Annotated in this window: 5 protein-coding genes, 2 tRNA genes and 1 pseudogene; all 8 read right to left on the reverse strand. The window is 73.0% G+C overall.

Going from position 1 to position 6,000, the window contains the following annotated elements; all coding sequences use genetic code 11:
* Positions 1–73 precede the first annotated feature (73 nt).
* The gene (locus tag ACZ5VC_RS13555; RefSeq protein WP_469120243.1) at positions 74–1,240 is read right to left on the reverse strand and encodes a PP2C family protein-serine/threonine phosphatase; all 1,167 of its coding nucleotides are present in this window, start codon (positions 1,238–1,240) and stop codon (positions 74–76) included.
* Between the two features lie 385 nt (positions 1,241–1,625).
* Positions 1,626–2,864: an MFS transporter gene (locus ACZ5VC_RS13560; protein ID WP_469120244.1), complete on the reverse strand. Its 1,239-nt coding sequence runs from the start codon at positions 2,862–2,864 to the stop codon at positions 1,626–1,628.
* Positions 2,861–3,889, reverse strand: coding sequence for a PLP-dependent cysteine synthase family protein (locus ACZ5VC_RS13565; protein WP_469120245.1), 1,029 nt, complete (start codon positions 3,887–3,889; stop codon positions 2,861–2,863). The genes ACZ5VC_RS13560 and ACZ5VC_RS13565 overlap by 4 nt, the downstream gene beginning before the upstream one ends.
* 63 nt (positions 3,890–3,952) lie before the next feature.
* The gene (locus ACZ5VC_RS13570) at positions 3,953–4,330 is read right to left on the reverse strand and encodes a hypothetical protein (RefSeq protein ID WP_469120246.1); all 378 of its coding nucleotides are present in this window, start codon (positions 4,328–4,330) and stop codon (positions 3,953–3,955) included.
* Positions 4,331–4,475: 145 nt separating this feature from the next.
* Positions 4,476–4,549, reverse strand: a tRNA-Met gene (locus tag ACZ5VC_RS13575).
* Positions 4,550–4,634: 85 nt separating this feature from the next.
* Positions 4,635–5,135, reverse strand: coding sequence for a rhodanese-like domain-containing protein (locus ACZ5VC_RS13580; RefSeq protein ID WP_469120247.1), 501 nt, complete (start codon positions 5,133–5,135; stop codon positions 4,635–4,637).
* 314 nt (positions 5,136–5,449) lie between these two features.
* Positions 5,450–5,522: transfer RNA gene (locus tag ACZ5VC_RS13585), tRNA-Lys, on the reverse strand.
* Positions 5,523–5,686: 164 nt separating this feature from the next.
* Positions 5,687–6,000: pseudogene (locus ACZ5VC_RS13590) on the reverse strand (DEAD/DEAH box helicase); the annotation flags it as partial.

The following is a 6,000-nucleotide window of genomic DNA, read 5'->3' on the forward strand; positions in this document are numbered from 1 at the left end:
CCGTTCGATCTGATCGTTCGTCAACTGTTATGCGCAGTTGTGCCCTTCCACTACGCAGCGTGTGCCCCGTCGGCTACGGCACGACGGGCATCGTCCTGCGCCGCGCGGGCTGACCCTCTCCCGGCCTGCTCACCGCGAGCAGCGCCATGTCGTCGTTCGAGCCGCCGCCCGTGTACCGCCGTACGTCGTCCACCAGAGCGTCGAGCAGCTCCCCGGGCCCGGGGAAGATCCGCCCCGCCAGCCGCGCGGCGGGGTCGTAGAAGACGCCGTTCGCGTCACGCGCCTCGGACAGTCCGTCCGTGTACAGCAGCAGGGTCGCGCCCGGCGGGTACGGCGCCTCGTCGGCCCGGTCCGGCCAGGCCGCCAGGTCTCCCATGCCCAGCGGCAGCGCCGGCTCGGACGGCTCCACCCGGCCGAGGCCCCCGTCGGCGTACAGCAGCAGCGGCTCGGGATGGCCGCGGTTCACCACCCGCAGCACGCCGGCCCCCCGTGGGATCTCGGCGAGCACGGCCGTCGTGAACCCCTCGAAGGCGTCCAGGTCGTCCCGGCGGGCGCCCTCCCGGGTGAGCGCCCGTTCCAGCCGCTGCGCCACCCCCTCCAGGGTTCTCTCCTGCTCGGCGGCCTCCCGGAAGGCCCCGATGACGATGGCCACCGCCTCCACGGCGTCGAGCCCCTTGCCGCGTACGTCCCCGACGACGAGCCGGACCCCGTACGGCGTGTCCTGCACGGCGAAGAGGTCCCCGCCGATGAACGCGTCCGCCTGCGCCGCCTCGTACCGCGCCGCGATGTGCAGCCCGCTGATCCGCTCGGCGGGAACGGGCAGCACCGCCCGTTGAGCGGTCTCCGCGATCACCCGCGCGGACGCCAGCCGCTCACCGCTGCGCCGGACGACCCGGTTGATGAGCAGAGCCAGCGCGGAGACGGTGAACACGGTGAGGATCTCGGTCAGCGCCGGGACCCTGCCGATCGTGCCGTTGTAGATGTGCAGTCCGAGGACTGCGGCCAGGGCGGCGAGGCCGGTGACCAGGGTCGTGCGCAGGGAGAAGAACGGCGCCGCGATCAGCGGGGCGGCCGAGAAGAGCGGAGCGGCGGTGAAGGTGGGCGGGGTCGCCAGGTCGTAGACGACCCCGCCGACGATCAGAAGCGCGGGCAGCGCCCGGATGAACCGGCGCGCGCGCTCGCTCCGGTCCCCGCCTCCCCGTCCTCCGTCGGTGCCGCCGCCCCGCGATGGTCGCCCCACCTGTGCTCTCCCTGCCCGGTCCGCCTTGGAGTCGCCCCGCGGAAGGCAGGGGACGGCTGCGGACGGTACCGCGCCCCACCCAGGCTGGCCGTAGCCGCGCCGTGCGGCGACTCGCCATCGGCCAACCGGGGAAGGGTCCACCCGCCCGGCCCACCGCCCGGCCCACCGGGCCACGGACCACCCGACGGGCCCTGCGGGACCCGGCGCCGCCTCCGCGCCCAGGGCGCACGCCTGGTCCAGCTCGCCGAGGCCGAGCCGGGCCGAAGCCAGCACCATCCGGCTGAAGAGCCGGCTCCGGGCGTAGGCGGGTGAGCGGAGCTGCAGCGAGCGCTCCGCGTGCTGGGCCGCGGCCCGGTACTGCTGGAGACCCGGCGTTCGCGCGGAGTCAGGCGCCCTTCCGCACCCCCTCGCCCGACTCCTCCTCCGTCTCCTCGCGCGGCCTGTCCGGCGCGAGCCGCCCGCCCCGCGCGAGCACCGCCACCGCTCCCGCGCAGCCGAGCCCCACCGCGCACAGCACCAGCCACGGCAGGGCCGGCCACCCGCCCACGCCGAGCAGCGCGCCCGTGCCGAGGTTCCCGAGGGTGATGCCGATCCCGCACACGGTGTTGTAGAGGCCGTAGTGCGTGGCCGGCCACCGGCCGCCGGACAGCGCGACCACGGTGTCCATCTCGAACGGATAGAGGACGGCGTTCCCGACCGCGAGAACCGCCGCGCACAGCAGCAACCCCGCGATCCCGCCCACCGCGACCGGCAGCAGGAAGGCCGCGCCCAGCAGCGCGAGCCCGGCCACCAGACACCGCTGCCCGGGCCACCGCCGCTTGCACCAGTCCGTGATCCGCAGCTGGCCCCCCAGGGTGACCAGCGCGGAGACGACGAAGATCGCGGTGGTCACGGCGGTGGACCCGGCCGCGAGCGGCAGTGCGAGGTAGACCTGGAAGGACAGGACGTACGACCCGGTCATCGCCAGCGCGAACAACAGGAACGGCCGATTGGCCAGGACCGTCCGGAACTGCCCCCGCCCCTCGCCCCGCTCGCCCGGGGCCGTCCCGGCCGTCCGTACCGGCAGATGCCGCAGCTGTACGAGCGCCAGCGCCGCGAAGAGCAGCGCGGCCACCGCGCACGTCAGCCGGAAGGACACCCCCGTCAGCGCCACCCCGATCAGCGGCCCGAGCAGAATCCCCGCCTGGTAGTACGTGTTGAACAGCGCGAACGCCTCGACGCGCCGCTCCCCCGCCTCCGCCGCCAGATAGGCGCGTACCGCGGGATTGAACAGCGCCCCCGCGAGCCCGGTGGCCACCGACGCCGCGAGCAGCACCGGCAGCGACTGCGCGAAGGCAAGAGCCCCGAAACCGGCCGTGCGCAGGGCGCACCCGGCCACGATCAGCGGTTTGAAGCCCAGCCGGTCGGCGAGCGCGCCGCCGACCAGGAACATGCCCTGCTGGGAGAGGTTCCGGGCGCCGAGGACCAGGCCGACCGCCCACGCCGCCATGCCGAGGCCGTCGGCCAGATGCGCGGCGAGGTAGGGCATCAGCATGTAGAAGCCGAGGTTGATGGTGAGCTGGTTGGCGAAGAGGAGGCGTACGGCCGGCTCGAAGCTGCGGCTCTGCCGCAGGATCCGCCTCAACGGACGCGCTCCAGCGCGCGCCGGGTCCAGCCGTCGACCTCGTCGGCGGCGCGGTACGTGGCGGGCTCGGACCGCACGGGCCCGTCCAGGAGGCCGTGCAGGGCGCAGAAGTCGTCACTGAAGACGGTGTCGAAGTAGCGCTGCGGGCCGTCGGGGAAGACGGCGGCGATCCGGGTCCCGCGCGGCCGGGTGCGGGCCAGCCAGCCCGCGACCAGCGCCACCGCGCCCACGCTCCAGCCGCCGGTGGCGAACTGGCGGGCCGCCAGGGTCCGCGCCGCCCGTACCGCCTCGGCGGGCCCCACCCAGTGGATCTCGTCGAAGGCGTCGTGGTCGACGTTGCCCGGGTGGATGGAGGAGCCGAGCCCCCGCATCAGACGCTCACCGGCCGGCAGGCCGAAGACGGTCGAGCCGACGCTGTCGACACCGACGAGCTCCAGGGCGGGCATCGTCGTCGCGCGCAGGGCGCGGGCGATGCCGGAGGAGTGGCCGCCGGTCCCGACCGCGCAGACCAGGACGTCGATCCGGTCGAGCCGGCCGGAGAGCTCTGCGGCGAGCCCGCCGTACGCCGCCGGGTTGTCCGGATTCCCGTACTGGTTGGGCCACCAGGCGCCGTCGAGGCCGCCGAGCAACTCGGCGACCCGGTCCATCCGGGCCTGCTGCCAGCCGCCCCGGGGGCTCGGCTCGGCGACGACATGGACGCGGGCGCCGTGGGCGACGAGCATCCGCTCGACGATCGGTTCGAGGCCGGGGTCGGTGACGACATGGACCGGATGGCCGTGCAGGACGCCCGCGAGCGCGAGACCGAGCCCGAGCGTCCCTGAGGTTGACTCGACGATCGGCGCGCCGGGGCGCAGCTCACCGCGGCGGCGGGCCTGCTCGACCATGTAGAGGGCGGCGCGGTCCTTGATCCCGCCGGAGTTGAAGCCTTCGAGCTTGGCCCAGTAACCGGTACCGGGGCTCTCGTCGATCCAGAGGGTGGGCGTGTTGCCGACGGTCTGCTCGGCGAGGGACAGCAGTCTGCTCATGGTGGGGTACGTCCTTGGAGTGCGCGGAGACGAAGCCGTGGTCGTGGATGTGCAGGACCCGGCTCAGTTCCGGTCGACTCCCAGGGCGATGAGCAGACGCCCCGGCCCGGTACAGGGCCCGGCGCGATCGCCCGCCCGGCCGGCGCGCGGATCGGCCGGCGCGACCTTCTCGTACGCCAGGGGTACGGCTCCGTCGGTGCCCGGCGCCACGAGCGGGGCCGCCGTCGCCTGCGTGGGCAGATGGGCGTCGAAGGTCCAGCGCTCCTCGGACCGGTCACAGCCGTGCGGGAGTCCGGGAGCGGAGAGGGTGGCGCCGCCGACGGGAGCGAGCGTGTGCCCGTGCGAGCCGTGGCAGACGCTGACCAGCAGGGCACCGAGGGCGAGCAGGAGGACGAAGGCGGGCAGCCGCCTCCCTACCGTCACTTCCACCCTGTCACTCATGGTGCCCGCGACACTACGGTGGGCACTGGGGTGCGGCCAAAGAGGCGGGCCGGGTTTCGGACACGCTTCCCAGCGCTCGATCGGGGGGCTCCGGGAACACGACGAAGGCCCGGATCCTTGAGGATCCGGGCCTTCGGCCACTGAGTAGCGGGGACAGGATTTGAACCTGCGACCTCTGGGTTATGAGCCCAGCGAGCTACCGAGCTGCTCCACCCCGCGTCGGTAAACACCACCCTACGCCATGCCGGGCCGTGCCCCTAACCGATTAACGGTTCAGTACGCACAGGTGCTTCCGCGCGGGTGCTCAGCAACCGCAGTCGTCGGCGTCGACGGGGGCCGTCAGCGGGTCGGATTCACGCTGCTGCGGGCCCTCCCAGGTCTCGAACGCGAAGCCCTCACGGGCCCAGTACTCGAAGCCGCCCAGCATCTCCTTGACCTGGTAACCCAGTTCGGCGAGGGCGAGCGCCGCGCGCGTGGCGCCGTTGCAGCCCGGGCCCCAGCAGTACGTGACGACGGGCACCGACTTGTCGAGCAGCTGCTCGGCCTGCTCGGGGATGAGCGCCGTCGGCAGGTGGATCGCGCCGGGGATGTGACCCTGGTCCCACGAAGCGGTGGACCGCGAGTCGAGCACCACGAAACCGGGGTCGTCGTCCGCCGCCAGCGCGGAGGCGACGTCGGAGACATCCGCGTGGAAGGCCAGGCTGGCCGAGAAGTAGGCGGCGGCCGCGGCGGGCGAGGCCGGCGGGACCCGGAGTACGGAGTTCGCGGCGGCGGGGGCGTGGCTGGTGATCTGCGTCGTGGTCATGACTGAAAATCTACGGTCGGTGATCACGGCGCTGAAGTGCGGTTTCCCGGTTCTTGGCGCGATCGGCCGGGGAAATCCCCGTGATCCGCGGAGCCCGGCCGGAATCTCACAGAAGCCGTCCCTCCGGCCACATCCGCGCCCTCCGGTGCGTCAGGGCGGTGACAGGGCGCGAGAAGGGGGTGAGAGATGGACGGGAACGAGTTTCTCTTTGCGGGAGTTCGAGGCGAACGTGCTCAACTGCGCGCGGTCGCCTGCCGGATGCTCGGCTCACACGTAAGCCCCAGACCGGATTTCTCCGGCCTGGGGCTGAGTCGTAGGCCGTGTGGGACTCGAACCCACAACCAACGGATTAAAAGTCCGCTGCTCTGCCAATTGAGCTAACGGCCCTCGGCGAGTCATCCACGAGCATAGCGGGACGGGACCGGTGAGCCGATCGGGTATCGGATCATCGGCCCCGCCGCCGTGGTCGAACACCCTCGAAAGAGGAGAAGCAGGGCCCGTATCCCCACGAGGAGATACGGGCCCTGCTACCGGTCTACGGAGACGGAAGGTCAGCCGTTGCGCTTCCAGCGCGGCTTGTCGTCACGGCGGCCGAAGGAGCCGGTGTTCGTGCCGGTGCTGCGGTGGTCGCCGCCGCGGTGGCCGCCGGAGGGGCGGTCGTTGTCGCGGCGGAAGCCGCCTGCGGGACGGTCGTCACGACGGTCGCGGTTGAACGGGCGGTCCGAGCCGCGGTGGCCGCCGGTGGGGCGGTCGTCGCGGCGGTCGAAGGAACGGCCACCACGGTCGTCACGGTTGAAGCCGCCGGACGGACGGTCGTCCCGGCGGAAACCACCCGAGGGACGGTCGTCACGACGGAAGCCACCGC

This window comes from Streptomyces sp. NPDC033174, from assembly GCF_055577795.1.

Excerpts from the sequence above, each read along its gene's own strand:
- ACZ5VC_RS13565 (WP_469120245.1), bottom strand. The coding sequence starts at position 3,889 with ATGAGCAGACTGCTGTCCCTCGCCGAGCAGACCGTCGGCAACACGCCC.
- ACZ5VC_RS13570 (WP_469120246.1), bottom strand. The coding sequence starts at position 4,330 with ATGAGTGACAGGGTGGAAGTGACGGTAGGGAGGCGGCTGCCCGCCTTC.
- ACZ5VC_RS13580 (WP_469120247.1), bottom strand. The coding sequence starts at position 5,135 with ATGACCACGACGCAGATCACCAGCCACGCCCCCGCCGCCGCGAACTCC.